The 25485-nt window shown below is 71.4% G+C and carries 28 protein-coding genes; 15 read left to right on the forward strand and 13 right to left on the reverse strand.

The window, feature by feature from the left end:
- Positions 1-85 precede the first annotated feature (85 nt).
- The 5 genes from ACO0M4_RS16365 to ACO0M4_RS16385 form a co-directional block, all read right to left on the reverse strand.
- Positions 86-1078 carry an esterase/lipase family protein gene (locus ACO0M4_RS16365; RefSeq protein WP_430370956.1) on the reverse strand — a complete coding sequence of 331 codons (993 nt, stop codon included), beginning with the start codon at positions 1076-1078 and terminating at the stop codon, positions 86-88.
- 429 nt (positions 1079-1507) lie between these two features.
- On the reverse strand, positions 1508-2365 hold the full coding sequence (locus tag ACO0M4_RS16370) for a class I SAM-dependent methyltransferase (protein WP_430370957.1): 858 nt from the start codon (positions 2363-2365) through the stop codon (positions 1508-1510).
- A 230-nt stretch (positions 2366-2595) separates the two neighbouring features.
- Entirely contained in the window at positions 2596-3069 is a 474-nt protein-coding gene (locus tag ACO0M4_RS16375; protein WP_430370959.1) for a carboxymuconolactone decarboxylase family protein, read from the reverse strand.
- Positions 3070-3195: 126 nt separating this feature from the next.
- A complete protein-coding gene (locus ACO0M4_RS16380) occupies positions 3196-4194 on the reverse strand; it encodes a TIGR01777 family oxidoreductase (RefSeq protein WP_430370960.1) in 999 nt (332 codons plus the stop codon).
- Positions 4195-4594: 400 nt separating this feature from the next.
- Positions 4595-5422: a helix-turn-helix transcriptional regulator gene (locus ACO0M4_RS16385; protein WP_430371406.1), complete on the reverse strand. Its 828-nt coding sequence runs from the start codon at positions 5420-5422 to the stop codon at positions 4595-4597.
- A gap of 111 nt (positions 5423-5533) precedes the next feature.
- Here ACO0M4_RS16385 and ACO0M4_RS16390 point away from each other — a divergent pair, with 111 nt between their 5' ends.
- The 3 genes from ACO0M4_RS16390 (at position 5534) to ACO0M4_RS16400 (ending at position 7734) form a co-directional block, all read left to right on the forward strand.
- Positions 5534-6250, forward strand: a complete 717-nt coding sequence (locus tag ACO0M4_RS16390) for an SDR family oxidoreductase (RefSeq protein WP_430370961.1) — start codon at positions 5534-5536, stop codon at positions 6248-6250.
- Positions 6251-6432: 182 nt separating this feature from the next.
- Positions 6433-7413: a helix-turn-helix transcriptional regulator gene (locus ACO0M4_RS16395; protein ID WP_430370962.1), complete on the forward strand. Its 981-nt coding sequence runs from the start codon at positions 6433-6435 to the stop codon at positions 7411-7413.
- A 102-nt stretch (positions 7414-7515) separates the two neighbouring features.
- Positions 7516-7734, forward strand: coding sequence for a hypothetical protein (locus ACO0M4_RS16400; RefSeq protein ID WP_430370964.1), 219 nt, complete (start codon positions 7516-7518; stop codon positions 7732-7734).
- A gap of 100 nt (positions 7735-7834) precedes the next feature.
- Here ACO0M4_RS16400 and ACO0M4_RS16405 read toward each other — a convergent pair whose 3' ends face one another.
- Entirely contained in the window at positions 7835-8620 is a 786-nt protein-coding gene (locus ACO0M4_RS16405; RefSeq protein WP_430370966.1) for a MerR family transcriptional regulator, read from the reverse strand.
- A gap of 47 nt (positions 8621-8667) precedes the next feature.
- Between ACO0M4_RS16405 and ACO0M4_RS16410 the strand changes: the two genes are divergently transcribed.
- The gene (locus tag ACO0M4_RS16410; RefSeq protein WP_430371408.1) at positions 8668-9132 is read left to right on the forward strand and encodes a DUF6194 family protein; all 465 of its coding nucleotides are present in this window, start codon (positions 8668-8670) and stop codon (positions 9130-9132) included.
- A 92-nt stretch (positions 9133-9224) separates the two neighbouring features.
- Here ACO0M4_RS16410 and ACO0M4_RS16415 read toward each other — a convergent pair whose 3' ends face one another.
- Positions 9225-9839 carry a TetR/AcrR family transcriptional regulator C-terminal domain-containing protein gene (locus tag ACO0M4_RS16415; protein WP_430371410.1) on the reverse strand — a complete coding sequence of 205 codons (615 nt, stop codon included), beginning with the start codon at positions 9837-9839 and terminating at the stop codon, positions 9225-9227.
- A 338-nt stretch (positions 9840-10177) separates the two neighbouring features.
- On the opposite strand from ACO0M4_RS16415, the gene ACO0M4_RS16420 reads away from it, so the two are divergent.
- Entirely contained in the window at positions 10178-11548 is a 1371-nt protein-coding gene (locus ACO0M4_RS16420) for a cytochrome P450 (protein ID WP_430370967.1), read from the forward strand.
- A gap of 70 nt (positions 11549-11618) precedes the next feature.
- Positions 11619-12227: a DUF7691 family protein gene (locus ACO0M4_RS16425; RefSeq protein WP_430370969.1), complete on the forward strand. Its 609-nt coding sequence runs from the start codon at positions 11619-11621 to the stop codon at positions 12225-12227.
- A gap of 94 nt (positions 12228-12321) precedes the next feature.
- Here ACO0M4_RS16425 and ACO0M4_RS16430 read toward each other — a convergent pair whose 3' ends face one another.
- Entirely contained in the window at positions 12322-13566 is a 1245-nt protein-coding gene (locus ACO0M4_RS16430; protein WP_430370971.1) for an alginate lyase family protein, read from the reverse strand.
- A gap of 357 nt (positions 13567-13923) precedes the next feature.
- Positions 13924-14982 carry a zinc-binding dehydrogenase gene (locus tag ACO0M4_RS16435; RefSeq protein ID WP_430370972.1) on the reverse strand — a complete coding sequence of 353 codons (1059 nt, stop codon included), beginning with the start codon at positions 14980-14982 and terminating at the stop codon, positions 13924-13926.
- Positions 14983-15067: 85 nt separating this feature from the next.
- On the opposite strand from ACO0M4_RS16435, the gene ACO0M4_RS16440 reads away from it, so the two are divergent.
- Positions 15068-15901 carry a helix-turn-helix transcriptional regulator gene (locus ACO0M4_RS16440; RefSeq protein WP_430370974.1) on the forward strand — a complete coding sequence of 278 codons (834 nt, stop codon included), beginning with the start codon at positions 15068-15070 and terminating at the stop codon, positions 15899-15901.
- Positions 15902-16173: 272 nt separating this feature from the next.
- Positions 16174-16398, forward strand: a complete 225-nt coding sequence (locus ACO0M4_RS16445; RefSeq protein ID WP_430370975.1) for a hypothetical protein — start codon at positions 16174-16176, stop codon at positions 16396-16398.
- Positions 16399-16546: 148 nt separating this feature from the next.
- Here the strand turns inward: ACO0M4_RS16445 and ACO0M4_RS16450 are convergent, their stop codons facing one another.
- On the reverse strand, positions 16547-17212 hold the full coding sequence (locus ACO0M4_RS16450) for a class I SAM-dependent methyltransferase (protein WP_430370976.1): 666 nt from the start codon (positions 17210-17212) through the stop codon (positions 16547-16549).
- Between the two features lie 169 nt (positions 17213-17381).
- Here ACO0M4_RS16450 and ACO0M4_RS16455 point away from each other — a divergent pair, with 169 nt between their 5' ends.
- Both ACO0M4_RS16455 and ACO0M4_RS16460 read left to right on the forward strand, forming a co-directional pair.
- A complete protein-coding gene (locus ACO0M4_RS16455) occupies positions 17382-17921 on the forward strand; it encodes a DUF488 domain-containing protein (protein ID WP_430370978.1) in 540 nt (179 codons plus the stop codon).
- A gap of 99 nt (positions 17922-18020) precedes the next feature.
- Positions 18021-18425, forward strand: a complete 405-nt coding sequence (locus tag ACO0M4_RS16460; protein ID WP_430370979.1) for a chaplin — start codon at positions 18021-18023, stop codon at positions 18423-18425.
- A gap of 123 nt (positions 18426-18548) precedes the next feature.
- Here the strand turns inward: ACO0M4_RS16460 and ACO0M4_RS16465 are convergent, their stop codons facing one another.
- Complete coding sequence (locus ACO0M4_RS16465; protein WP_430370981.1) at positions 18549-19019, reverse strand: MarR family winged helix-turn-helix transcriptional regulator; 471 nt, start codon at positions 19017-19019, stop codon at positions 18549-18551.
- A 137-nt stretch (positions 19020-19156) separates the two neighbouring features.
- On the opposite strand from ACO0M4_RS16465, the gene ACO0M4_RS16470 reads away from it, so the two are divergent.
- The 5 genes from ACO0M4_RS16470 to pcaB are packed head-to-tail and all read left to right on the forward strand — an operon-like array spanning position 19157 to position 23405.
- Positions 19157-19939, forward strand: coding sequence for a CoA transferase subunit A (locus ACO0M4_RS16470; RefSeq protein ID WP_430370982.1), 783 nt, complete (start codon positions 19157-19159; stop codon positions 19937-19939).
- The gene (locus ACO0M4_RS16475) at positions 19939-20598 is read left to right on the forward strand and encodes a CoA transferase subunit B (protein WP_430370983.1); all 660 of its coding nucleotides are present in this window, start codon (positions 19939-19941) and stop codon (positions 20596-20598) included. Before ACO0M4_RS16470 ends, ACO0M4_RS16475 begins: the two co-directional genes overlap by 1 nt.
- 5 nt (positions 20599-20603) lie before the next feature.
- The gene (gene pcaH / locus ACO0M4_RS16480) at positions 20604-21377 is read left to right on the forward strand and encodes a protocatechuate 3,4-dioxygenase subunit beta (RefSeq protein WP_430370984.1); all 774 of its coding nucleotides are present in this window, start codon (positions 20604-20606) and stop codon (positions 21375-21377) included.
- A 1-nt stretch (position 21378) separates the two neighbouring features.
- Positions 21379-21966 (forward strand): protocatechuate 3,4-dioxygenase subunit alpha, encoded by a 588-nt coding sequence (gene pcaG / locus ACO0M4_RS16485; protein ID WP_430370985.1) that lies wholly within the window; start codon positions 21379-21381, stop codon positions 21964-21966.
- A complete protein-coding gene (gene pcaB / locus ACO0M4_RS16490; RefSeq protein ID WP_430370986.1) occupies positions 21963-23405 on the forward strand; it encodes a 3-carboxy-cis,cis-muconate cycloisomerase in 1443 nt (480 codons plus the stop codon). Before pcaG ends, pcaB begins: the two co-directional genes overlap by 4 nt.
- 80 nt (positions 23406-23485) lie before the next feature.
- Here pcaB and ACO0M4_RS16495 read toward each other — a convergent pair whose 3' ends face one another.
- Positions 23486-23941 (reverse strand): MaoC family dehydratase, encoded by a 456-nt coding sequence (locus ACO0M4_RS16495; RefSeq protein WP_430370987.1) that lies wholly within the window; start codon positions 23939-23941, stop codon positions 23486-23488.
- 30 nt (positions 23942-23971) lie between these two features.
- The gene (gene menE, locus ACO0M4_RS16500; protein WP_430370989.1) at positions 23972-25477 is read right to left on the reverse strand and encodes an o-succinylbenzoate--CoA ligase; all 1506 of its coding nucleotides are present in this window, start codon (positions 25475-25477) and stop codon (positions 23972-23974) included.
- Between the last annotated feature and the right edge of the window lie 8 nt (positions 25478-25485).

The raw sequence follows: 25485 nt of genomic DNA on the forward strand, positions 1-25485 counted from the left end.
GGGCACCCCCGTCCCGGCCGGGTAAGCCCTCTGCGTGCGCCGCCTGGACAGCGCAGAACGGGGACGCTGGGTCCGGTCCGTCAGGTCAGGTCAGGGCGGACGCGCAGGTGGTGGGGGTGGCGTGTGCCGGGTCGAGCGCGTTGGCCGTTTCGTGGAAGGCGATCCGGTCGACGAGACCGAGGCTCGCATGCATGGAGAGATCGGTCGGGCACAGTTCCTGGATCACGATGTTGTGCACATGGGGGCCGTGGAGGAACTCCGAGCCGTGGGGCGTGACGACCTCGTCGTACTTGGTGGCGATGACGGTGTAGTGGATGCCGGGGAGGGTGTCGCCGCCGGCGTTGAGGCGACGCAGCAGGGCGGAGCCGGCCTTTTGCTCGATCAGCCCCGGGGTGAGCGCGTGGAGGGACTGTTTGATCGGGGCGATGTCCAGCAGGTTGGCCAGGCCGTGCAGGTCGGTGCCGTGGTTGTCGGGGGCCAGCCCGACCAACGTGTGCACTTTGTGGCGGCCGCCGTGGAACTTCAAGTACACCCGCGGCATCATGCCGCCCTGCGATTGTCCGACGAGATCGACCTTCCTGGCGCCGGTTGCGGCCAGCACCCGGTTGACGTACACGGCCAGCTGCCTGGCCGAGTTGTCGATCGGACCGAGCCCTCCGACGAGGGGAAGGCCGAGCAACTGGCCGTAGGTCAGGGAGAAGACGCAATAGCCGCGGGCCACCAAGTAGGGCGCGAGACCCAGCCAGTTGTCGACGGAGTTGGCGAGGGTGCCGTGGACGAGGACGACCGGGCGGGGGTGCCGAGCGGACGGCTCGCAGGAGAAGTTGTTCCAGCCACTGCTGACGCTGGCCGCCCAGGGGGCGTGCCGTGGGGCGCCTACGGCGGACGGCTTGAGGAGGGGCCGTCCCAAAGGCCCCCGGGGAATCGCGGTGGGGGGCGTGTGGAGGGGCACCCCGAGAGACTTGTTGGGAAGCACGGTGGCCGACGGGCGGGCAGCGGCGGCGGGCGCAGTGGTGAGACCCGCGGCCAAGGTGACCGCCGGAAGGGCGGTGAGCAGTCTCGACCAAGGCAGCTTCATACGGTGCTCCTTGCGGGGGAAGAGGACTCCGAAATGATCCGTGAGCCGTTCGCCTGAGCCCCGGATCGCAAGGGCCAACGTGGTGACTGACGAGTAAGTTACGGTTGGTAATCATTCCGTACCAGTGAAGTGACGGCGAAAGAAGTCGTCCCGGACGGTGCGTCACCGTGGACGGCCCCGGTTCCCGCCGCGCGCGTTGAAGACCAGCGTCGTCGGCGAGCTTGGCCGGGCGGCCGTCCAGCTGGGCCGTCAGTGCGTTGAGGTCTGCTCGGTGTTCTCGGGCGGGTTCACCGGCCGGGGAGGCGTTCACGCGGGCGGGCTCGTCAGCGCCTGACCCGCCTTCCGCCGCCCCCCCTGTGGGTCGGTTCGTCATGCCCAGTTCGTGGGTGACGGCCAGCGTGGGCGGTGTCCTCGCGTCACGTCGGTTCCCTACGACTGCAAGGCCGCCGGGGCGGCATCGACTCGTGTGCGCCCCAGGAAGAGGCTCGTGATCACCTTCACGTGGGCGTGTCCGCCGTGTTCGTCCACGAGGTGGGTCATGTCGTCGAAGAGCTGCTCGCGGGGCTCGGACGGGAGTGCGCGGTAGCCCCCGTAGGAGGCGAACAGGCCGATGAGGGCAGACGTGGACCGTTCGTGTACGGAGGCGTAGAGGCGGTGGTCCGGGTCGACGAAGCCGGACGCCGTCATCTCGCGCCACTGGCGCGCCTCGGGGCCCCGGCGCGCGGGACGGAGGCGGGGATCGAGAAGGGTGTCCGGCGGAATCTCGATGCCGTGCCGGGTGTGGGCGGCGGTCAGCCGGTCCGTCAGTTTCCCGCACTGGAGGAACCAGTGGTTCCAGAAGAGGGCTATCGCTCCGCCGGGTGCGAGCGCGGCCCGCGCTTTGGCCCAGCGGACGGCGGGGTCGACCCAGTGCCATGCCTGTGCGCAGTACAGCAGGCCGTAGCGTCGCGAGGGACGCCAGGTTTCGAAGTCGGCGACCTCGATGCTGACCTTGCCGCCGGGCAGTCGCGCGCAGCGGCGGCGCAGCACCTGGGCCATGCGGACGTCCGGTTCGACGCACGTCATCGGTACGCCGGGCCGGGCGAAGGCGAGTGTGGCCTTGCCGGTTCCGGCACCCACCTCCAGTGTCGGCTCGCTCGCGGCCGGAGCGGAGAAGTCCAGGACGTCATCGACGAGTTGGTGGGGATAGCCGGGCCTGGCCGTGTCGTACTGCTCGGCGTCGTCGCCGAAGATGTGGCGGCGCGACGGCACCGATGCCGGGTCATTGCCAGGAATCCCAAACGACATGGTGGTCACGGTAGGCGACCCGCCCCGCGACGGGGAGGTCGCCTGCCGTGAGTCGGCCATTCTCCGATTTCCCCATGCCGGTCCTTGCCGGGAGCCCGCTCGGGTCCCGGAACGAAGGGCTCGCAGTCCGCAGTCCGCAGTCCGCAGTCCGCAGTCCGCAGTCCGGGGCCCGGGGCCGCCGCCTGTGGTGTGGGCGGGGACGGCCCCGGCTCCGGGGCAGGTGCTGCCGGCTATCCGAACTGCCCGGGCTGGTAGTCGCCGGCGGGCTGCCGGGTGATGACGTTCAGTCGGTTGAAGGTGCCCATCAGCGCGATCAGGGACACCAGGGCGACGAGCTGCTCCTCGTCGTAGTGCTCGGCGGCACGTGCCCAGACCTCGTCCGTGACCCCACCGGCACCATCCGAGATCCGGGTCCCCTCTTCCGCCAGTTCCAGCGCGGCGCGCTCGGCCTCGGTGAAGACCGTGGCCTCCCGCCACGCCGCGACCAGGTTGAGGCGCACCGATGTCTCACCGGCGGCCGTGGCGTCCTTGGTGTGCATGTCGACGCAGAAGCCGCAGCCGTTGATCTGGCTCGCGCGCAGCGCCACCAGTTGCTGGGTCGCGGCCGGCAGTGGTGAGTCCGAGATCACCTTGCCCGCCGAGACGATGTGCTTCAGGAACTTGCCTGCGGTCGGACTTTCGAAGACGTTCAAACGGGCATCCACGATGAGCTCCTCTGCCGTTGTCGGTGGCTACACACCTCTGACGGATGGGGCCCGGCACGATGTGACACGAACGCATGTGACGTGCGTCGCCCCGGCCCGCGTTGCGGTGGCGACCACCGACGACGTTCAGGATCGCTGCCGTGGTACCGCTCCCGGGTACGTCCGGCCCGCCCGGTGATCCGAACGGAACGCCTTGGTCCGCCGAACGAGGTCCGCGGCCGCCCTCTCCCATTCAGGATGCGCGAAGTCGAACCCGGCCGCACGCAGCCGACCCGGCACCACCCGGCGGCTCTTGAGCAGCAGCTCCGTGTCTGTGCGCAGCGCGAACGCCCCCAGCTCCGCCATCCACCGCGTCGCCGGCAGCCCTACCGGGACGCCCCGGGCCGCGCGCAGTGCCCGCATGAACTCCCGGTGCGGGAGGGGGCCGGGCGACGCAAGGTTCACCGGCCCTTCGACGTCGTCCCTGGCGATCAGGAACTCCACCGCGCGGACGAAGTCCTCGTCGTGGATCCAGGAGACGTACTGCGCACCGCCGGCGACCGGCCCGCCCAGCCCCAGTCGTGCCAGCCGCAGCAGTACGTCGAAGACCCCGCCCCGATCCGGACTCATGACCATCGCCGAGCGCAGCGCCACCTTCCGCGTCGCCGGCGTCCGCGCCTCGGCCTGCGCCCGCTCCCAGTTTTTCGCGATCTCGACGCTGTACGCCCAGTAGTCCGGCACCCCGGCCTCCGAGCCGCCGATCACCCCCGTCGCCTCGTCGTGCGCCGCATCGAAGCGATGGGCGTAGATCGTCGCGGTACTCATCTGCAACCAGACACGTGGTGGCCGCGCGGCGGCGGCGATCGCCTCGCCGACCACCCGCGCCGAGTCGACCCGGGAATCCATCATGGCCCGCAGGTTGCCGGCGGTGTAGCGGCAGGAGACGCTGCGTCCGGCCAGGTTGATCACGACATCGCAGCCGTCGACCGCCTCGGCCCAGGCACCGAGCGTGGTCCCGTCCCAGCCGATGTCACGCTCCCGCGTCGGGTGTCTGGTCACCACCGTGACCTCGTGGCCGGCGGCCGTCAGCGCACGGTCGAGGATCGCGCCCACCTGTCCGGTTCCCCCGGGCAGCACTACCTTCATCGAGCCCCCTCAGCTTCGGTGGACATCAGCGTAACCCGCAGAATTGAACGTGTTCAAAATGGGGGTGTGGGTGAGGAGCGGGGTGGCATCCCGGCCGTTTGTCGAGCTCCGCCCGAGTCGGCCGCGATCGACGACGGTGTACCGCTGGAACTCCTGGTTGCTTCCCGCGCCAGGGCCGCAGGCGGCCGGCCCGTTGGCGGACGGGCTCAAGCCGCGGCGTGCCCCCGTGCTCCGGACGCGAAGGCCGGGACGTGCGGGACCGCCTCACGCAGGCTGTTGAAGTGACGGTGCACGCCCTGCACCGCGACGGCGGCGATCGCGCCCCACACCGTCATTCCGGCCCGCAGGTACGCGACGGGGGAGGGCTTGCCCTCGTCGACCGCGGGCGGGTCGGTGAGGTCTACGAGGTGCCGGTGTCCTGGGTCGTCATCGCCAGCAGGACCAGCGCGTCGTGTTCGGCGGTGCCGGGTGTGGCTTGGTAGAGCAGGACGCGCTGACTGTGGTCGGCGGTGTTGAGCACCTCGTTGGTGAGGGTGAGCGGGCCGAGCGCCGGATGGTGGAACGCGGTCTCGCCGCCGCGTTTGACCCATACCTCGTGCCGCAGCCACAGCGCGGCGAACTCGCCACTGGCCGAGGACAGTTCGGCGACCAGCGTGGCGGTCCGGTCCGGGGCGGTCTGCTCGGCGGTGTGCAGGTGCGCGACGCTGTTGCGGGCCACCCGGTCCCAGTCGGTGAAGACCGTTCGCGCGGCCGGGTGCAGGAAGGCGTACCGGATCATGTTCCGCTGGCCAGGCGGCCAGTCGGCGAGCCCGGACAGCAGTGCCAGGCCCTCGGGGTTGGCGGCCCGCACGTCATTGATCTCGTTGAGTACGTACGCCGGGTTGGGCCGGACCGATTCCAGTAGCAGCCGCAGGCCGGCGCTGACTGGTTGTGGGTCGGCGGGCGGGCGGCGCGGTGTTCGTCCGGCCGTCCGGTCGGCGAGGGCGAGCAGATGGGCGTGCTCGTCGTCGGTGAGGCGCAGGGCCCGGGCCAGTGCGTCCAGTACCGCGTCGCTGGGCGCGGTCTCCCGGCCCTGCTCGATGCGGGTGTAGTAGTCCACGCTCACCCCGGCCAGCGCGGCCAGTTCCTCGCGACGCAGCCCGGGGGCGCGCCGGAGCCCCGGCCCGGTGGGCAATCCGACGTCTGCCGGGCCGATCCGCCCGCGCCGGATCCGAAGGAACTCCGCCATCGCGTTCACGCCCCTGAGTGTGCCATCGAATGATCCACTCCTGGGTGGCCCTGTCACACCCAGGAACCGCACGGCCTTCCCGGGCCCCGACGTTCGGCAGAAGCTCGGATCATGACTGACGCAATGATCATCGGCGGCGGCTCCGGGATGGGCCTAGCCCTGGCCCGGACCCTGCTCGCCGAGCGCATGGACGTAACGATCGTCGGCCGGTCTGCCGACCGACTCGCGGCCGCCAAGGAGGAGTTGGGCGAGGCCGCGCAAGGGAAGATCAGCACGGTGCGGGCAGACATCGGCCGCGAGGAGGACGTGGCCGAACTGTTCGCCCGGGTGGAGCGCGTGGACCATGTGGCGGTCACCGCGGCAGACGTGACCGGGGCGTACGGCCGGATCACCGATGTCGCCATGGCGGCAGCCGAGGCCGTCGTGGACACCAAGCTGCTCGGTGCCTGGCTCGTCGGCAAATACGCGGTCGGGCGGGTGACCGGGTCGATCACGTACACCTCGGGAATCAACGCGTACCGTCCGAATGGAGCGAACACCATCGTGGCCGCGGCCAATGGTGCGCTCGCGTCGTTGGCATACGGCCTGGCGGTCGAGTTGGCGCCCGTGCGCGTCAATGTGATCTCTCCGGGCTGGGTGGACACCGCCATCTGGGACCAGCTCGGCATGGACAAGCAGGCTGCCTTCGCCGAGCTGGCCGAGCGACTCCCCGCCAGGCGGATCGGCACCCCCAACGACATTGCCCAGGCGTTCCTTTCGGTGATGCGCAACGGATTCATCACCGGCACGGTGCTGGACGTGGACGGTGGCCACCGCCTCCTCACCTGACAGGACCGGCGCCGCCCCGCTCTCCTTGCCCGGACGGTTCTTCATGCCTGGAGCTGCCTGGAGCTGCCTGGAGCTGCCTGGAACCGCCTGGATCTGCCTGGAGCCAGGCGGATCCGGTGGGCGGGCAGCCGGACGGGAATTCAGGACAGGCGGTGTCCTTTGACTCGGGCATAGTGGAATGCATGACGAGCGACATGACCGCCCGCCTGTTGCGGCTGCTGTCCCTGCTGCAGACCAGGCGGGAATGGTCCGGTGCCGAGCTCGCCGAACGACTCGGCGTGACGGTGCGCACCGTCCGCCGCGACATCGACCGCCTGCGCGAGCTGGGCTACCCCGTCGACAGCGCACGCGGCCACGCCGGTGGCTACCGCCTCGCCTCCGGCACCGACCTGCCGCCCCTCCTCCTGGACGACGACGAAGCCGTCGCCATCGCCGTCGCCCTGCGCACCGCCGCCGGCGGACTGACCGGTATCGAGGAGACCGCCGTGCGTGCCCTGGCCAAGCTCGAACAGGTCCTCCCGCGCCGCCTGCGCGGCCAGGTCACCGCTGTCCAGGCATCCGCCAGTGGCATCGCCTGGGAAACCCGCGGGGCCCGCGCCGACCCCGTGCTCCTCGCGGCCCTCGCCGTGGCCTGCCGCGACCACGAGATCGTCGGCTTCGACTACCGCACCCGCCACGGCACCACCACCTGCCGCCGGGCCGAGCCCTGCCACCTGGTCGCCTCCGGCAACCTCTGGTACCTCCTCGCCCACGACACCGACAAGGACGACTGGCGTCTCTTCCGCCTCGACCGCATCAGTAACGCCACCCCCACCGGCCGACGTGTCCCACCCCGCCCCATACCCGGCGAAGACCCCGCCGCCTTCGTGGCGAGCCGGCTGTCCGCCGCCCCCACCCGCTACCGGGCCGTCGCCACCGTGCACACCTCCGCCGAGCAGGTCCGCGCCCGCACTCCGGGTCTGGCCACCCGCGTCCGCCCCGGCGACGGGAACACCTGCCTGGTCGATGCCTCCGACGACTACCTGCCCCGCATCGCTCAGACCCTGGTCGGCCTCGACGCGGACTACACCCTCGACGCCGACCCCGACGTCCTCGATCACCTGCGCGGCACGGCCCAGCGCACCTGGCACGCCGCTTTTCCCGACCCCGCCGCGGCGGAATGAGTGACCTGACGGAGAGCGAGGGGGGCGGCGCCACCGTCGGTGGCTCGCCCAGGTGGGCCGACGGCAGGCGCGCCGCCGGCAAGGAGCCTGCACCGTGGAGCCATGGACAACGCTCCCAAGATCATGGTCGACGCGCCGGCGGCGGACGGCGGGCGCCGGGTCTGGATCGGCCACGACTCGGTGGGCCTGGCCTACGGAATGATCGACGTCCTGGAGTTCGTCCGCCGCGCCGGCCTCGACCCCGACCAGGTCGATCTTCATGACCCGGACCTGATCCAGTGGCAGGGCGGTGGCCCGGAGACGTGGACGGGCGGAGGGTGACACGACGTTCAGCGTCGGGCCGATGACTGCGCGACCTACGCGACCTGGGCGCCCAGCAGCCCTCCCGGCACGACTCCGGATCGCCAGCGTGCGATGTCGCCTAGACAGTCCCGCTCCTGGTCCCAGTCCCGGTTGTGGCCGTGGCAGTCGGTTCGACGGGGGACGTGACGACGGCTGCCAGGTCTGCGCCGGCACGGAGCAATGCCACGGTCCGGGTCGCGATCTGGCCAAGACGCTGTTGCAGGACGTGTTGGGTCTTTTCCAGGCCGTCGAGCTGGTGCAGGGAGCCGATGATCTCGCGCACGGCCGGAATGCCGTAGCCGGTGCTGCGGAGGGCCGCGACGATACGGGCCGCCCTGATGGCGGAGAGATCGTAACGACGTGCTCGCAGCGACGTCACGCGCTCGGGCGTGATGAGTCCTTCCTGCTCCCAGAACCGCAGGGTCGAGGTGCGTACGTGGAGCGCTCCGGCGAGCTCCGTGATCGTCATCGCGTCGCTGTCCTGCTCGAACTCGGATGTCTGCGCCTCGGCCTGAATCGCCCGCAACGCCCGTTGGGCGCGCAGGGCCTCGTCCCGTTCCCGCGCGAGCCGCACATGGACCTCGTTGATCGCCGAGGCCGCCTCCGCGAGCGGGCCCGTTCGCAGTTCCGTGAGCATCCGTCGGGCGGCGACCGGACCCATGGCGCTCGCGAGCCCTCGATAGGCGCGCAGTGCGTGCACGTGAACGGCCGTGTAGGCGCGGTACCCGTTGCTCGACCGAGCGGCCGGGGGAAGGACCCCGAGCCGCTCCAAGTCGCGCACCTGTTGCACCGAGTACCCCGACTCCCTGGCGACCTCGACCGTGCGCAGCGGTGCCCGTTGCCCACCGCTCACCAGCTCACCCATCGGCCAACCCCACAGAAGCACTTGAAGGAGATGCTTGAACCATGAGTATGGAACAGATCATCGCGACGGTGCGCGGCTTCGACGGGGCGCTCGTGGTCCTCCCGGAGCCCGGCGGCGACTTGCCGGAGCTCGTGTGGGGGGACGCGTTCTTCTACTACGCGCCCGACGGCCAGATGCCGCGGACCACCCAGCCTTACGGGACGATCGTCACCAAGAACTACCCCGACGACGCCACATCCGACCTTGACCCTGCGGGACGCTGGCGGGTGAACATCCACGTCGACCGGGCGACGTTCCGGGAGCTGACGGAGGAGGAGCCGCGCAGCCTCACCCGGCCCCGGGACCACTCGGCCGTCGATGTGGTGTTGCCCCACCCGGTGTACGGGGCACTCGGCTGGATCTCCGTCGTCAACCCCGGCGAGCGGACGGGGGACCTTCTCGCGCAGTTGCTGCGCGGTGCCCACGACGCCGCGCGTGGCCGGTTGGCGCGGCGACACGAGCCGGGAAGGTGAGGAGGGTGCCGGAAAACCGGCGCTGAGCTGCGTGCGGGGCCCGTTCGCCTGATGTCGTACCCGTGTCGCGGACAGGGCGCCGCGGGCCGGCGTCAGGGCTTCGAGGGGCCGCCGTCGTACGGAACGCCGGCCCGGGCTGCCAGGCCGGCGATCAGCAGTTCCAGTCCGTAGTGGAATTCGGCGTCGTGGTTGCGGGCGGCCAGGTACGGGGCGGTGGCGATCAGGATCGGGTCGCCGGTGGCCGCGATGTCGTCGCTCTGCTGCTGGACCTGGTGGTCGTCCAGGGAGCCCAGGTAGAGGGCGTGGCCCAGCTCCCGCATGATCGAGCCGATCATGAAGGCGGTGTAGCTGCGCAGGACGTGGACCCGCTCCTCCGGCTCAAGAGCGAGGTCGGTGAGGGTGGCCAGGGTGGAGTGGAGGGCCAGCAGCGCCGCGGGGGACCGCGTGGGGCGGGTGAGCACGAGGGGGAACGCCTTCGGATGGCGTTGGGCTTCGGCGCGGAAGGCCGCGGCGTGGGCGCGTATCCGGTCCTGCCAGCTGTCGGTGTCGTTGTGGGGGAAGTCGACCTCGGCGAGGAGTGCTTCGGCCACGCCGTCCAGGAGGGCGTCCTTGTTGGGCACGTGGCTGTAGAGGGACATGTTCTCGACGTCGAGTTCGATGGCCAGTTTGCGTAGGGAGAAGGCGTCGGCGCCGTCGCGGTCGATCATCGTCACGGCCGCGGCGATCACCTTCTCCCGCGTCAGGCCGAGTCTTCTGCCGCGGCCAGTGCCTCGAACCGTCACATCACCCTCCTGCCCGCGGCCGATCCGGCTGCGGCGATCACCCGCTCCTTGACATCACTTGCACTGCAAGTTTAGCGTCCTCTCGCCGGTGACTTGCAGTGCAAGTCTTCGTAGCGCGGTGAGGTGACCGTGCCGGCCTCGCCGAGCCGGCCCCGCGCGAGGAGCCCGACCACCCCGCTTTTCCGCGCCCCGGTACGCGAGCGGCCGTGCCGCCGCACGAGCGGGTACGGGACGGCGCACCACGGAAGGAAGCGACCCACGTCATGAGTGACCTCCCCCTCACCCAACGGCTGTTCGCCCGCCACGTCCGGTGGGCCCTCGGGCATGCCCTGCCCCGGCTGGCCATGGACCGCGCGGCCCGCCGGGGTGACCTCAACGGCCAATTGGTGGCGCTCTCCCGGGACCCGCGCCCCCAGGGGGAGGCGGCTGTGATCGAGCGCCAACTGATGGACCGCATCCGTGCGGACGGGCCCGTGCACCGCAGTCGCTACGGCTTCGTCACGGCCTCCCACCCCACCGTCCACGAGGTGCTCACCAGCAACGACTTCCGCACCGGCGCCGTACGCGCCACGGGGGGACCGCTCACGCAACTGGCCTCCTGGGCCGGTGCGTCCGCGCCCGTCGGGCCGTTGAAGCCCCCGTCTTTGCTGGTCACCGAGCCACCCGAGCACACCAGATACCGCAGGCTCGTCACCCGCGTCTTCTCCGTGCGCGCCGTGCAGCAACTCCGCACCCGTGCCGAGGAGATCGCCGAGGAACTCCTCGATGACCTCCAACGCCGCGCGCCCGGCGCCGCCGACGTCGATCTGGTCGCCACGTACTGCGGCCTGCTGCCCGTCACCGTGATCGCCGAAATCCTCGGCGTCCCCCACTCCGAGCGGCACCGTGTGCTCCGCCTCGGTACGGGCGCGGCACCCAGCCTCGACTTCGGGTTGTCCTGGCGTCGCTTCCTGACCGTCGAACGCTGCCTGACCGACTTCGACGGGTGGCTGGCGCAGCACATCGAACAGGTCCGACGGCAGCCCGGCACCAACCTCCTCAGCCAACTGGTCACCGCCCGCGACGACGACGGCCGGGGCCTGACCAGGACCGAGCTGCGCGCCACCGCCGGCCTCGTGCTCGCCGCCGGATTCGAAACCACGGTGAATCTGCTCGGCAACGGCATCGCCCTGCTCGACCGTCACCCCGACCAGCGCGACGCCCTCCACGACGACCCGTCCCGGTGGCCGAACGCCGTCGATGAGATGCTCCGCTTCGACCCACCGGTGTTCCTCACGGGGCGAACCGCCGTTCGCGACACCAGGGTTGGCGGCCAGCGGGTGCCGCGCGGAGCGATCGTCACCCTGCTGCTCGCCGGCGCCAACCGCGACGCCGCACTCTTCGCCGAACCGCACCGGTTCGACATCACCCGGCCCAACGCCAAGGAACACCTCTCCTTCTCCGGCGGACGGCACTACTGCCTGGGCGCCGCCCTCGCCCGCATGGAAGCCGAAGTCGGCCTGCAAGCCCTCTATGGCCGCTTTCCGCACCTCACCCTCCGTACCGGAGCCCGTCGCCGCAGCACCCGGATCCTGCGCGGCTATGCCCACCTTCCCGCCCGACTCGGCACCACCGCGCAGGCCCCGGCTTCCTAAGGGGGAGCGAGCCGGTCACGACGACGACGCGGGAAACGGCACTGTCAGTGGTCGCCTCTAAGGTCGTGCCATGAGTTCTTCACTGAGTGTCTATCTGCTCGACGTCGCCGCGACCCGCGCCCTGGTCGGATCCCGCGACGACGAACTACTGGACGTGATCCGTACCCGGTTCGCGGACGATCTGGCCCGGGACGACGACTACTTCAGCCACGAGATCGAGGCAGGCGCCCCCAACGCGTACGACGCGCTCCGCGCGGTCCTTCACGGCGGCCCCTTCAGCGACCACTCCCACCACGCCTTCCAGTACGGCTACGCCTACAAGAGGCTCTGCGCGTTGACCGGTTCGTTCCTGGCCAACGACTGTTTCACTCCGCACCGCGGTGGCTGGCTGGAGACGGTCGACCAGGGGCTGAAGGACCTGCGCATCACGTCCGTGTCCGTGAGCGCGTTCAGCTACGGGACTCCGCCCGCTCCCGTTCCGTATGCGGACACGCCGGGGTGCGGCGCGTGGACGCCCGAGCAGATAGCGCAGGCGCTGGAGGAGTTCGAGGCCACCAAGCGGGCGGATCACGCGCCGCCGCTGGAGCCCGAGGTGGTGGAGGCCGTCATGCAGTGCCTGGAGTGGATGCGGCATGCGCAGGCGCGGCCAGGCTTCGGTGTCATCGGCTTCCGTTCCTGACGCCAGTCCTGCGGCGCCTGCTCGTATGTGGCACGGGCCGCGGTGCGACAGCCGGGCCGGCCGGGCTCCGGCCGGGGCAGCACGGGCTCGCCGCTCACGGGGCGTTGGTGTGCGTCAGGGTCTCCCAGCCGATGAAGTAGTTGGCCCCGAAGGGGCTGTGCGCGGCCACGTACCGTTCGGTCTGCGGCATCGCGATGCCCTCCCGCAGGTGGTACTCGTCGTAGGCGAGCTGGACGGCTGGGCCGAGGCCGGTCTTGACCGTTCCGCCGCACAGCCAGTCCGGCGCGCTGGCCCCGTTGGCGTACGCGGTGTGGAACTCCAGGGCCTTGACCAGGCGTTCGCGGCCCTCGGCCCACAGGTCGAGCCCTTGTAGCCGGGCGGTCTCGGCGGTCTGCGCGGCTGCCTCCAGTCCCCAACCGGTGTGCCCGAAGTCGCGGCAGGTTTCCTGTGCGAGCCCGTCCCTGAAGTCCGACTGGCCCTGCCAGTACTTGACGAGTGCGTCCCGCCCGTTGATCCCGGCGTGCGGTGGTGGCACCGGTAGCGCTCCGTCCGACGCCAGGTAGACGTACGCGGGCAGGCGGCTCCGCCACATCGTCACGGCCCGGTTGAACGCCCCGTGGTCGTCGAGGAAGACCGCGATGCCCATGAGTGCGTCGGTCTCGATCAGTTCCCAGTTGCCGTTCTTGCGCGGGCTGCCCGGCGTCAGTTCGGGCAGGTAGACGGTGCGCAGCATCGTGGCGAAGCGGTCGACGGAGGCGGCCGGCCAGCCGGCCCCCGTGTGCCGGATCAACTCGGCGGCCCGGGCCCAGTTGTTGCCCGCCCAGCCGGTCTGCAGCTGGGCGTTGGAGTTGGTGTGTTCCTGGATGACGGCCGACCAGGCATCCATGATCGTGATCGCCTTGTGCGCGTAGCGCTGGTCGTGGCTGAGGGCCCACTGGAGCGCGTCCGTGTACGCGGCCATCGAGTCGTCGCGTTCGTCGGAGCAGCCGTTGTTGGGGTGTGAACTGGATCCGCACTCGACGATGGCGCGGGGTTTGGCCTGCCAGTCGAGGGAGGCGTACCGGCTGGCCCGCAGTTCCGCGAAGGCGGACGTCCACGGCTCGGCCCCGGCGGCCAACCGGTCTTTGACGAAGGCCAGCTGTTGGCCGCCGACCAGGACGCCGGGGTGGCGGAACGGCCGCGCCGGGTCACGGTCCGGCCCCGGATCGGCGGCCCTGGCCACCGGGCTCGCGGCGGCGGTGCGCGCCGAACCGGCCCCGGCGGGCGAGAGGGTGGTGAGCGTGAGGAGGGCGGTGAGCACTGCGCCGGCGATCAGGGACGTCGTGGTCTTGCGGCCCATCGGAGAACCGTCCTCTCGGAAGTGGAGGTGAACACCCATGCCCAGAGTTGTTAGGAAACCTTCCTAACGTGCGCAGTGAAGCATCAAATCATGCCCATGCCAAGGGGGTTGGTGCGAGAGGTGTGCGGCAAGGAGCCGGCCCCGCCTCCGAGAGCGGCGGGGCCGGCTGCGCCCCCTCGGACCGGACGTGCCGCGCGAGCGCACTCCGAGGTCGTTGCCAGGCATCCGCGGCAGCCATCGCGTCGTAGTAGCCGGGCCGCTCGTCGTGGAAGGACCCCTGGCCTGCCTGGGAGTGGGCGAGTTGGGGCGGGGCGTGGGGACCGCTGCTCAGTGGTCCCCACGCCGTTTCGTCACATGTCACGGCACCAGGACGACGATGCCCAGCCCGTGCGAGTGGGAGGCCGCGGTCAGCGCCGCAGCGGGGTCGTCGAGCCCGACGACCGTGACGTCGAGTACCGAGAGGTCGAGGACGCCGCCGCGGACCATCGACCACAGCTCGAAGACGGTCGTGTCGCGGTACCCCCACGATCCGCGCAGCGTCAGCCGACGGTGCATGAAGTCGCCGTACGGGATCGGCAGATCCTGCCGTACCCCGCCGACCAGGACCCAGGACCCGTCCGGACGCAGCGCGTCGTACCCGGCCATCGTCGGGTCGGAGCTCGGCACCGCGCCGAGCGTATCGATGACCACGTCGACCGGCCCGGCAGCCGTCGCGATGGCCCGCCCGTCGGCTGCGCGGTCGCCGCTGAGCGGCACGGGCACCACGCGTGGATCGAGGCCCGCGAGGGCGTCGAGCGAGCCGTGATGGCGACCGACCGCGACGACCGCCGCGGAGCCGCGGGCGAGGGCGATGAGCACGGCCGCCGCCCCGAGTTGTCCGGTCGCGCCGACCACGGCGACGACGTGACCCGCGCGCACCCCCGCGCGGTCGACCGCCTCCGCCGCGATGCCCAGCCACGGCAGGAACGCGAGCCGCTCGGGAGCCGGGTACGCGTCCGCGTCGGGCAGCGCGACCAGTGTCCGCTCCGGCAGTACGGCCCGCTCGGCGTACAGCCCGTCGCGCCACACCTCGCGCATGCGCGCGGTGGTCGGGGTGGCCCGGCCGTCACCGCCGATACCGGTCCACGCCAGCAGCGCCTCCTCCGGGTGCGACACACGGCCGGACCGGAAGAGGCCGCCTGCGACGACGACATCGCCCGGCCGCACCGCGAACACGTCGTCAGCGGTGGCCGTCACCCGGCCGATCCCACCGGGGCCCAGTACGATCGGCGTAGGGAATCCGCCGCGTCCGCCGGCCGCGAGGACACCGGTGTACGCAGGGACCTGCGCGGCGAGGACGTCGAGTGTCGCACCGCCGCCGCGCAGCAGGGGGTCGGGCAACTCCGCGAGATGCAGGCCGCCTTCGGGTGTGGTCATGTGCCATGCCTTCATGACCACGTAGTCCACACGCCGCGAGAGGCGGTATCCAGACGTGCCTGATGGTGGAACCGGGAGTACCAGGATGAGCGCCGAGCGGAAGGACGCGGTGGCGGTCGCGCGGCGGCGCGAGCTCGGAGCGTTCCTGCGCGCGCGGCGCGAGCGGACCGGCCCGGCCGAGGTGGGACTTCCGGGCTCGGCCCGCCGCCGTACGCCCGGCCTACGACGGGAGGAACTCGCGGTCCTGGCAGGGGTGAGCACGACCTGGTACGCGTATCTGGAGCAGGGGCGGGACGTGCGCCCGTCCGACCAGGTCCTCGCGGCGATCGCGGATACCCTGCGGCTCACCGGGGAGGAGCGCGCGCACCTCCGCGCCCTGGCCGACGGGGCCGCCGGCCAGCGGCACGCCGTCACCCGCGAGGGCCGCCTCCCGTCCGCGGTCGAGACCGTCGCTCCCGAGGTGGCCGCGGTCCCCGCGCTCGTCGCTCCCGCCCCGGCCTACGTCACCGGCGCCACCACCGACGTGCTCGTCTGGAACGACCCGGCTGCCGAGTTCTTCCCCGGGCTCATCCACCGACCGGACACCGACCGACCGAACCTCGCACGCTGGGTGTTCCTCGACCCCGATGCCAGGCACGTACTCGTTGACTGGGAGACGGTGGCGCAGTCGGTCCTCGCTCGGCTCCGGACGAACGCCGGACGGCACCCGGGCGACGAGCGGTTCACCCGGCTCGCGGCGGAACTGCGCGCCGGCAGCGCCGCGGCGGACGCCTGGTGGCCCCGGTACGACATCGCCACCCACCGCACCGGCAGCAAACGCGTCCGGCACCCTTCCCGCGGTGAGCTGACCCTCGGCCATGCGGCGTTCACCGTCGCCGACGCCCCGGAGCAGGTCCTCGTCGTCTACTCCCTGCATTAGGACCTTCCCCGCACCGGGGCCCGACCTGTGCGGAGGGGCGGAATTCCCCCGTTGCGGTACCCCCGGCATTTCGCCAATGTCCTTGCGCCAATGTCCTTTGGCGAAATGAGTCCGGCGGTCGAAGGACGACCGATCGGAGCCGCGCCGCGAACCGATACACCCACGCAGGTGCGCGATACCACGTGGATACGTGGGCCTCGATGATGCTTCGCTGACCTCGCTCGCCGTCCTGGTTCCTGACCCCACTGGCCGCTTCCGCAGTGATCGGCGTCATGATCAATGCCATGGTCGTCACCGCACCGCACGGCCTGTGGGCGACCGAAAGCGGCCTGGAGTACCCCATGATCATCGCCCTGGTGGCGCTCGCCGTGACCCTCATCGGCCCCGGCGCCCTCGCTGTCGACCGCTTCTACCCCTGGCGCCACGGCAGCTGGCGCGCCGCAGCGCTGGCCCTGATCCTCGGCGGCGTCGGGGCCGCCATCGTCCTGAGTCTGTGACGGCCGGCTCCCGGCCACCGTGCGCCGAGACCGCGTCGGCAGACAGCGTGTCGGGCCGTGCCACCGGTGAGTGCCTGGGGCGGTCGTGACCTCCGCCGCCGGCAGGAGGGGGCCGCAATGCGGTTGCCTCAGTGGTCGCTCGCCCGTCTCACCGGGGCAGGGTCTGGGTGACGCGCCACAGTTGGCGCGGAAGATCGCCCTCCTCGAAGCCGTGCACCTCGGTCAGCTGCCAGCCCACGGCGAGGTCTTCCACCAGATCGCGGTCGAAGAAGTGGACCGCGAAACCACCGTGTTCGTAGATGTCGTCACCGTGCGCGATACCGGCGCCGTAGTGGGCGTCGCCGGTGTGCCGGACCGTGTAGACGAAGACGCCTCCGGGGCGCAGCACGCGACGGACCTCGGCGACCACGTCCCGTAGCTGCTGCGTCGACAGGGCCATGCACAACAGCATGTGCGCGAAGACGGCGTCCACCGAATCGTCCGGCAGCGGCAGGGGGTCGCGGACATCGTGTACGGCGGTCGTGACCCGGTCGCCGAGGTCCTGATCCTGGGTGGCGCCGCGCAGCTGGTCGAGGGCGGTGGGACTGAAGTCGGTGGCGTGGACCAGGAAGCCCGCACGGGCGAAGTGGAGGGTGTCGCGGCCATGACCGGCGCCCAGCTCCAGCACCCGTTCGGCACCGGCGGTGCGGAACACCTCGGCGGCGTGCCGGGCCGGAGCGGAGGGTTCACCCCCGTACATGCCGGGGTGCACGGAGTAGGTCTCCTGCCAGTGGCGCCGTTGCGCGGCCGCCAGCTCCTGCTCGCTTTCAGCCATCAGTCCTCGCATCGTACGAACCACCCTCCACCTTAGTGCTGGCGTGCGACCGGTCGGCGCTCCCGGTTCCGACGGTGAGGTCTGATCAACGGGCCGGGCGCGGATCCGCTCCGGGGTGAGCGGCGCGTGAGAGCCTCGAAGGGCTGTCCGATGACAAGGAGTGCGCCCGGTGAGTGGTGAGGAACGACCGGAACGCCAGGGCCAGGCCGCCGGTGAGACCGCCCGCAGCGTCTGGACGGAATCGATGTACGCCGTCGCGCGGCCGTGGCCCGGGACAAGAGTGTTGGTCGACCGGAGTCTGCCGCTGGGGCGCCCGTCCGGGATCACGTACCCGGACGTGTGGCTGACGGCCGTCGCACCGTCGGCCGCGCTGTGGCGATGGTACGGACTGCAGGAGGCGAGGTACCCGGTGTTCGCCGACCGGTACGAGCGTGAACTCGGCGACCCGGTGCGCGCCGCGGGGCTCCGGCGCCTCCACGGGCTGGCTGGGGGCGGGCCGTTGGTCCTACAGACTGCCGTTATGCCGATACACCTCAGTCACGCCCGGGTCCTGGCGCGGCACCTGCGGACCGGTGCGGTGGGCGGTCCGCGGGAGCAGGGCGGCGACGACGCCTGCTGGTTGGGCTGGGTGTGCCCGGACTGCGGTCGCCATTGCGTGGTCCGGTCCGCCGCCACTTGCCCGTACTGCCGTGCCCCGATGGAGGGTTGACGCGTGGGTGGGGTCGGTCGGTCCGGTGCCGGGTGGCCTGATGGTGCCGTGTGTGCAGGGGCGCGGGTCGCTGGAAGGGGGCACGAGAGGGTGGGCGACATGAGCGAAACAACGCGAAAGGGGGAATTGTCGACGGTTGCCCTAATGGTGACGATCTGTGTGCCGAAGGGAAGAACAGAGAGCGGCAGTGGGTCGCTTGGAATGATCGAAAGGTTCGGAATGTCACGGATCACTCGGATTACCGCCATGGCTGCTCTCGCGGCTGGAACCGCACTGGGCGGGAGTTCGGCTGCCTTCGCCGACAGTCACGCGGCCGGCTCCGCAGTCCGTTCGCCCGGCGTGATTTCGGGCAACCTCGTCCAGGTCCCGGTGCACATTCCCATCAACTTGTGCGGCAACACCGGGAACTTGATTGGGGCGTTGAACCCGGCCTTCGGCAACCTGTGCATCAACAGCAGCTCCAAGGAGCATGAGGAGCGTCACCGCCACCACGGCGAGCGCTGAGGCGACCGCCGTTGACCCGGTAAGCCAGGGTTTCCAGGCAGCGGGCCCGTCCCGTCCCTTCCGGCCACTCCGGCCAGGGGCGGGGCGGGCCCGGTCGTTTCTCGTCCGGTCCGCTCCGGTGGGTCACGGTGCCGGCCTGTCCGACGGCCGTGCCGTGGGGTTGCGCAGCGCCTCGGCCGCGTCCGAGACCCGGTGCAGCAACTCTAGGAACGTGGCCTGTTCTTGGGGGTCCAGGGGGGCCAGGAAGATCTTGTTCATCCGGGCGGTGCGCCCGGAGAGCTTGTGGTGCAGCCGGGTGCCCTGCTCGGTGAGGCGCAGGACGGAGCGCCGGGCATCCTTGGCGTCGCGCACCTTGTCGACCAGCTCGCGGGCGACCAGGCGGCGGACCACTTCGGCGATGGTGGAGCGGTCGAGGCCGACCCGTTCGCCCACGGTCCGTTGGTCGAGGCCGTCCTCGCCGACCAGCGTGTTGAGCACGGCGAACTGGGGGGACGTGACGTCCTCCGACACGATCGTGGTCCACAGCAGGGTGTGTGCCTGTTGGAGCCGCCGGGCCAGATGGCCGGGGTGGGTGCTGAGGTCGAGCGCGGGCACGGTGCGTTCCTGTTCCTCTCGCCAATGCTCACTGCACTGAGGGTCTTGCCCTCATTTCCTCATCATGCCACGCTTCGGAACTGTCGGAAGTTAGTCAGTGTACTGAGTAATTCGGCGACGGTAGGGGAGGGTTGGGCATGGACAAAGTGGTGGGCTCGGCTGCCGAGGCGGTGGCTGATGTGCGGGACGGGGCCTCACTGGCCGTCGGTGGCTTCGGGCTCAGCGGCGTGCCCGAAGTCCTGGTCCAAGCCGTGTACGAGGCGGGGGTCGGAGGGCTCGGCGTCGTCTCGAACAACTGCGGGGCGATGGACCGGGGGTTGGCCGTGCTGCTCGCCGCCGGCCGGATCGCCCGCGTCACCGGGTCGTACATCGGCGCCAACAAGGAATTCGCGCGCCGCTACCTGGCCGGCGAGCTGGAGGTCGAGTTGATCCCCCAGGGGACGCTCGCCGAGCGGCTGCGCGCCGGTGGCGCGGGCATCCCCGCCTTCTACACCCCGGCCGGGGTCGGCACCCAGGTCGCCGACGGCGGGTTGCCCTGGCGGTATGACGGCGCCGGCGGGGTCGCGGTGGCCTCGCCGCCCAAGGAGGTGCGGGAGTTCGACGGGCGCCCCTACGTGTTGGAACGGGGGATCCGCACCGACTTCGGACTCGTCCGGGCCGCCCGGGGGGATCGGCACGGCAATCTGGTCTTCGCCAAGTCCGCCCGGAACTTCAACCCCCTTGCGGCGATGGCCGGACGCATCACCGTCGCCGAGGTGGAGCAACTGGTTGAGCCCGGTGGGATCGACCCGGACCAGGTCCATCTGCCGGGCATCTTCGTCCAGCGCGTCGTGCCGCTCACGCCCGAGCAGGCCGCCGACAAGCAGATCGAACGGCGCACCGTCACCGCGCCCGGAACCCGGGGAAGGGGGAGCCGCTGATGCCCTGGACCCGTGAGGAGATGGCCGCTCGGGCGGCCGGTGAACTGACGGACGGTCAGTACGTCAACCTCGGCATCGGACTGCCCACCCTCATCCCCAACCACCTTCCCGAGGGCGTGGAGGTGATCCTGGAGTCGGAGAACGGGGTCCTGGGGACCGGGCCGTACCCCACCGAGGACCGGATCGACCCCGACCTCATCAATGCCGGCAAGGAGACCGTCACGGTCCTGCCCGGCGCCTCCTACTTCGACTCCGCCCTGTCCTTCGGGATGATCCGGGGCGGCCGCATCGATGTCGCGGTGCTCGGCGCCATGCAGGTGTCGCGCCACGGCGACCTCGCCAACTGGGCCGTCCCCGGCAAGATGATCACCGGGATCGGCGGGGCCATGGACCTCGTGCACGGCGCCCGGACCGTCCTCGTCGCCATGACCCACACCGCCAAGGACGGCTCGGCCAAGCTCGTCACGGACTGCACGCTGCCGCTGACCGGTCGGGGGTGCGTCGACCGGATCATCACCGACCTCGGCGTGCTCGACATCGACGAGGACGGGTTCGTCCTCGTCGAGCGGGCGCCGGGCGTCACCGTCGAGGAGATCATCGCGAAGACGGCCGCACCGGTCAGGGATGACAGCAACAAGCCGCATGAGCAAGGGAGTTGAGGGCCATGGCAGTGACCCAAGGCGAGATCGACCGGGAGATCGCGCGGGCGCGGGAGGCGTACGAGAAGGCCGTCTCCGAGGGCGCCACCCGCACCGCGCAACCGGCCCGGGACTACCCGCCGTACCGGTCCAGTGCGCTCCGTCACCCCAAGCAGCCGCTGGTCGCCGTGGCGCTGGAACGGGACCCCGAAGCCGTCGAACTGGGCTCGCCCGCGTTCGGCCGGACCGACGTCACCGCACTCGACCACGACCTCACCCGCCAGCACCAGGGCGCGCCGCTCGGCGAACGCATCACCGTCAGCGGCCGGCTGCTCGACCGGTCCGGCCGTCCCGTGCGCGGCCAACTGGTCGAGATCTGGCAGGCCAACGCCGCCGGCCGCTACGCCCACCAGCACGACCAGCACCCCGCGCCGCTCGACCCGAACTTCACGGGCGTCGGCCGGACGCTGACCGGCGACGACGGCGGCTACAGCTTCACCACGATCAAGCCCGGGGCGTATCCCTGGCGGAACCACAGCGGTGCCTGGCGGCCCGCCCACATCCACTTCTCGCTCTTCGGGACCGCGTTCACCCAACGGCTGATCACCCAGATGTACTTCCCCGGCGATCCGCTCTTCCGCCACGACCCCATCCTGCAGTCGGTCACCGACGAGGCCGCCCGGCAACGGCTGATCGCCCGCTACGACCACGACCGGTCGGAGCCGGAGTGGTCGCTCGGCTACCGCTGGGACATCGTCCTCGACGGCCCCACCGCCACCTGGATCGAGGAGGGCCGCTGACATGACGACCCCACCCGCACTGCCCACGCCCGCCCATACGGTCGGCCCGTTCTACGGCTACGCCCTGCCGTTCCCCGGCGGAGGCGACGCGGCCCCGGCGGCGCACCCGGACACCCTCACCCTGCACGGCCACGTCCTGGACGGCGCGGGCGCCCCCGTCCCGGACGCGCTGCTGGAATTCTGGGGCCCCGGCCCGGACGGCGAACTGCCGCGTGCCACCGGATCGTTGCGCCGTGAGCCGGCGACCGGCGGCTTCCTCGGTCGGGACGGCGTCCGCTTCACCGGCTTCGCCCGCGTCCCGACCGACGCGGACGGCCATTGGGCGGTCCGCACCCTCCGCCCCGGCGCCCGCGGCGGCAACGCCCCCCACCTCGCGATCTGTGTTTTCGCCCGCGGCCTCACCCGGCACCTGTTCACCCGGGTGTACCTGCCGGCGCCGGACCGGGGGCCGACCATGGACCCGCTGTTGGCCGCGCTGTCACCCGAACGGCGCGCGACGCTGTGGGCCGCCGCGGAACCGCAGGGCAGCTATCGCTTCGACATCCGGTTGCAGGGTGCGGCGGAGACGGTGTTCCTGGAGTTCGCATGAGCTACGACCACGATGATCACCACGACCACGGCGATCACCACGACTGCGATGTTCACCACGACTGCGACGCGTGCGACGGTCCTGCCGAGCCGCACGGCGAGCGTGACGCCGGCCTGCTCGACCTGGTGCGGGTGGGGTCGGCAGCCGAGGCCGCCACCGGCGACACCGCCTTCTTGCAGGCGATGCTGGACGCCGAAGCCGCGCTCACCCGGGCGCAGGCGACGCTCGGCCTGGCGCCCGTGGCGGCGGCCCGGGCCGTCACCGAGGCCGCCCGCGCCGCCCGCTTCGACGCCCGTGACCTTGCGTTGCGCGGGCGCGGCGGCGGGAACCCGGTCATCCCCCTGGTCGCCGTACTGACCGCGGCGGTGCCCGAAGCCCATGCGCCGTACGTGCACCGCGGCGCCACCAGTCAGGACATCCTGGACACGGCGTTGATGCTGGTCGCCCACCGGACGACGGGGCTCGTCCTGGCCGACCTGGAGGCCACCGCCGGCGCCCTGGCGCGCCTGGCCGCCGAGCACCGCAACACTCCCGTGCCGGGCCGCACCCTCACCCAGCACGCCGTTCCGACGACCTTCGGGCTGAAGGCCGCGGGCTGGCGCAGCCTGGTACTGGACGCCAGGGACCGTCTCACCGCCGTACGCCGCACCCTCCCGGCCCAACTCGGCGGCGCCGCCGGCACCCTGGCGGCCTTCCACGCCTACGCGCAGGCCGAGGGCGCGGTGCCGCCGGAGTCCACGGTGCGGCTGCTCGCCACCTACGCCCGGGAAGTCGCCCTGGCCGAGCCCGCGTTGCCCTGGCACGCCCTGCGCACCCCGGTGGCCGACCTGTCCGGCGCCCTGGCCTTCACCGCGGGGGCACTGGGCAAGCTCGCCGCCGATGTACTGGTCCTCTCCCGTACGGAGGTCGGCGAGGTGAGCGAGGGCGCCGGCGGCGGTTCGTCGGCCATGCCGCACAAGGCCAATCCGGTGCGGGCCACGCTCATCGCCGCGGCCGCCCGCCGGGCGCCCGCGATGGCCGCCGTGCTGTACGGGTGTGTCGCCGCGGAGGACGAGCGGCCCGCCGGTGCCTGGCACGCGGAAGGGGAAACCCTGCGGGACCTGCTGCGCCTGGTCGGGGGAGCGGCCCGGGACGCCGCGGAACTCGTCGCCGGACTGCACGTGCACCCCGCGCGGATGCGGGCGAATCTGGACCTGACCGACGGGATGGTGGTGTCGGAGCGGCTGACCGCCGTCCTCGCCGCCCGGCTGGGCCGGTCCGGTGCCCGCCGCCTGCTGGCCGAGGCCGCGCACACCGTCCGTACGGGAGGTGGAAGCCTGGCCGACGCGCTGTCGGCCGAGCCGGCCCTCAAGGACCTCGACCTGGTTGCCCTCACCGACCCCACCCACTACACCGGAGCGGCGGCGGCCCTCACCGATCGTGCGCTCACCCGGCCGTGAGCCGCGCCTGCCAAGTCCTGTTGCACACCGACTGGTTGCAGCTCGTCGCCGGCGACGGATCCGGCGTGCCGGGGCGGGCGTCAGGCGTAGAAGCGGGACAGGCTCTGGAGGACGCAGGCCGGCTTCGTCCCGTGCGCGATCTCGATGGTGCCGTCGATGGTGACTTGGACTCCGCCGGGTACGTCGTCGACGGCGGCCAGTCGCGCGGCGAGCCGTAGCCGCGAGCCCGCCGGGACCGGGGCGGGGAACCGCACTTTGTTCAGGCCGTAGTTGACCTTGGTGGTGACGCCGTGGACGTCGAGGAGCTCGGTGAACAGCGGGATGAACAGCGCCAGCGTCAGGTGGCCGTGCGCGATCGGCGCGCCGAACGGGCCGTCCTTGGCCTTCTCGGGGTCCACGTGGATCCACTGGTGGTCGCCGGTGGCGTCGGCGAATCCGGTGATCCGGTCCTGGGTGACGGTGATCCAGTCACTGGTGCCCAAGTCGCTGCCGGCCAGTTGCTTGAGTGCGTCGAGTCCGTTGACGGTGCGGGTCATGGGGGCCTCCTGGGAGGGTCGGTGGGGTGTTCAGGCGGTGCCGTGCGCGCTGCGGACCTGGTGCTTGAGGAGCTTTCCGGAGCTGTTGCGGGGCAGTTCGGCCACCAGCACGACGGACTTCGGGATCTTGTACTTGGCGAGGCGGTCGCTCAGCGACGCGAGGAGGTCGTCCGGGTGGGGTGCGGTGCCCTGGTGGGGGACGACGACCGCCCGGGGCACTTCGACCCACTTCTCGTCGGGGACGCCGATGACTGCGCACTCGGCGACGTCGGGGTGGGCGAGCAGGGCGTTCTCCACCTCGGCGGGGTAGATGTTCTCCCCGCCCGAGATGATCACGTCCTTGATGCGGTCGACGATGGTGAGGTAGCCGTCGGCGTCGATCCGGGCGGCGTCGCCGCTGCGGAACCAGCCGTCGGTGAAGACGGCGGTGGTCTCCTCCGGCCGCCCCCAGTAGCCCGGCATCACGTGCGGGCCGCGGACGACCACCTCGCCGGTCTCCCCGACGTCCACCGGGCTCAGGTCGGGCCGGACGACCCGCACGTCGCTGAAGAAGTGCGGCACGCCGGCCGATCCGGCCTTGGTCACGGCGTGTTCGGCGTCCAGGAAGAGCGTGCCGGGTGCCGCCTCGGTCATGCCGTATCCCTGGCGGAAGGACAGGCCGCGCGCCTGGTAGGTGGCGATGAGCGGGGTGGGTACGGGGGAGCCGCCGCAGTTGAGGATGCGGAGACTGGAGAGGTCGGCCGCCGCCCAGCGCGGATGCCGGGCGATCAGGTCGAACATGGTCGGCACCCCGAACATGAAGCTGACCCGGTGCGCTTCGACCAGGTCGAGGGTGTCGCCCGGATCGAAGGACTCCACCAGCACGCAGCGGCCGCCCTTGAGGAGGACCGGCAGGGTGAGCATGTTCAGCCCCGCGGTGTGGAACAGGGGCGCGGACACCAGGGCGGTCTCGTCGGCCGACAGATCGACGTCGACCAGGACGTTGACGGCGTTCCAGGTGAGGTTGCCGTGGGTGAGCATCGCCCCCTTGGGCCGGCCGGTCGTGCCGGAGGTGTACATGATGAGGGCGAGGTCGTCGTGGGAGACGGGTTCGTCGACCGGTGCGGTGGAGGCGGCGGCGAGCAGGTCCTCGTACGCCCGACCGTCGGTGGCGAGGACGGTCCGCAGGCCGGTCCCGGCGCGTACCGCGTCCGCGAGTGGCGTGCAGGTGGGGGAGTGGAGCAGGGCCGCGGCACCGGAGTCCGCTATCTGGTGGGCGAGTTCGGGTGCGGTGAGGCGGGTGTTGAGCGGGACGAAGGCCGCGCCGAGCAGGCCGGCGGCGAAGAGGGTCTCCAGGAAGGAGGGGTGGTTGGGGCCGAGGTAGGCGATACGGTCGCCGCGGCGGAGGCCGGCGGCCCGCAGGGCGTGGGCGAGGCGGGTGGTGCGCTCGTGGAGTTCGGCGTAGCTGACGGCGGTCGACCGGTGGATCAGGGCGGTGCGGTGCGGGGTCTTGCGGGCCCGGCGGGCGGGCCACGACCCCAGTCCGTCGTTGCGCATCACGTCCC

This window comes from Streptomyces sp. RGM 3693, from assembly GCF_050471125.1.
In the GTDB taxonomy this organism is placed as follows: Bacteria; Actinomycetota; Actinomycetes; order Streptomycetales; family Streptomycetaceae; genus Streptomyces.